Below are 1,678 nucleotides of genomic sequence, written 5' to 3'. Positions count from 1 at the left end.
ATTCACATGGAGTGGAGTAAGAAGATTTGAGTGAATAATACAGCAAGCCTGAGAGTGGGGATATCATGGTGTGGGGTTGGCTGCCCGGGGGTGATGTCTTTACTATGCTAAAGTGGTTGTGGTCAGATGATTGATGTTGAGGGCTAAATGTGGGAGTTAGCATGCATGAATGTGTTTTATCGGACCCGGTCAGCACAGATCCTCTTCACGACCAATTCGATGCGGTCTATTTCGTAGCCCATGGGTGCTATGTGCATTTTCTTGTGTCCTGTTAGTTTCATGGTTGTCTTATTGTAACATTATTTACGCTACTAAAAAATATAACGGCGAAAAAGTGAAATATTTTGAGGTTTATTATAATCTGGACAGCATATACTGTGCACAATATTTTCATACTGCTCTTGCGGCTGTGGGACAAAATTAAGAGGGGTACAAATTCAGCAAATTGTGCCAGATGCCAGTACAACTCAATGCAGTTTCAATTCTATCATCCCTTTTTTGTCCCACTGTCCATCCAAACCATCTTTTATCTGCTGAGAATCCAGATTCAGAGTTATTCCTTAAATAATACTGCTCAAGATATGAAAGGGTGTGATTCACAAATTCTTCCATTGTATCTTTCCATTTCCATGAGCCTTTCAATGTTGCATTTTTTCTTGGAATAACATAGACCTTCGCTTCTCCGAATTTATCGACATACGAAGGAAAACTGTAATATTTATCAAGTCTTACGCTATCGATCTCAATATCGATACCCTTTAGCATTTCCATAGCTCTATCAAAGGCTTCTTTTTCACTCTTTACTCCTTTCTTTTTTAAAATCAGTATATGCAGGTTATGAATTGCTATCTCCACTTCAGGATCTGAGTACAATCTCTCAACAGTCTTATAGCTGACATCAATGCCGGAAAGCAGTGAAAATACTGATAGCATAGATGCCATCATTCTGTTGCTTTTTCCGAACAACTCTTTCAATAAAAGAATCATGACTTTCTGTTTGAGTTCAAGTTCAGGTACTCTTCCCTGTCCTCTATGAATTTTAAAGTTTATTGACTCATTTATCAAAGGCTCAAGGTTCTTAATTGCTCCTTTTATTCGATTCATTAATTGCTGCTCGTATGTCCGCCAATCCCGTTTCTTTTTTTCCTTGTTTTCTTTGTACTCATCAAGCAGAAAATCTTCTATTTCCTTCAATCTGTCTGTTATATCCTGGCTTCTCATAATGGTCTTTTATTGGATACAAAGGTTTATATAGATATCTATAGATATCTAATAGTATGGCAAGAATAGTAGAACTCAAAAAAGGAAACTTAGTTTTGAAGGACAGTGAAATAGAGGGTTTCTTAGAAAAAGTGGTAACTCCTTTTGGAACCTCTGCTAAGGCGGATGTTCCTAGAAAGTATATTGGAAGAAGGGTTTATGTAATAATTACCAAAGCTGTTATAGAATAAAGCAGGTATTATTTTGTCCCACAGCCTGCTCTTGCAATATGTATATATATGGTTAGTTTGTTTTGAAATATATAGAGGCTGTCCAGCAATTCAATAATCCGAAAAAAGGAAGGCCAAATTGGCCTTTAAATCGAAAATTAAAGAAAAATTATATTACTCTAAATAATTGTGGGGCAGCCTCTATAACCTGCATCACTAAAAAACGGGAGTTATGCAATTGATGTTCG

At 36.7% G+C, this 1,678-nt stretch carries 2 protein-coding genes; one reads left to right on the top strand and one right to left on the bottom strand.

What is annotated here, in order from left to right; all coding sequences use genetic code 11:
- Positions 1-420 precede the first annotated feature (420 nt).
- The gene (locus tag IBX40_13310; GenBank protein ID MBE0525290.1) at positions 421-1,221 is read right to left on the bottom strand and encodes an ISNCY family transposase; all 801 of its coding nucleotides are present in this window, start codon (positions 1,219-1,221) and stop codon (positions 421-423) included.
- 56 nt (positions 1,222-1,277) lie between these two features.
- Between IBX40_13310 and IBX40_13305 the strand changes: the two genes are divergently transcribed.
- The gene (locus tag IBX40_13305) at positions 1,278-1,451 is read left to right on the top strand and encodes a DUF2080 family transposase-associated protein (GenBank protein MBE0525289.1); all 174 of its coding nucleotides are present in this window, start codon (positions 1,278-1,280) and stop codon (positions 1,449-1,451) included.
- The last annotated feature ends 227 nt before the right edge of the window (positions 1,452-1,678 follow it).

Source organism: Methanosarcinales archaeon, assembly GCA_014859725.1.
Classification (GTDB): domain Archaea; phylum Halobacteriota; class Methanosarcinia; order Methanosarcinales; family Methanocomedenaceae; genus Kmv04.
The sequence above is the reverse complement of the archived record's forward strand: the minus strand, read 5'-3'. Positions and strand labels throughout refer to the sequence as shown.

Coding starts and splice junctions, on each gene's coding strand:
- IBX40_13310 (MBE0525290.1), bottom strand. CDS start 1,221: ATGAGAAGCCAGGATATAACAGACAGATTGAAGGAAATAGAAGATTTT.
- IBX40_13305 (MBE0525289.1), top strand. CDS start 1,278: ATGGCAAGAATAGTAGAACTCAAAAAAGGAAACTTAGTTTTGAAGGAC.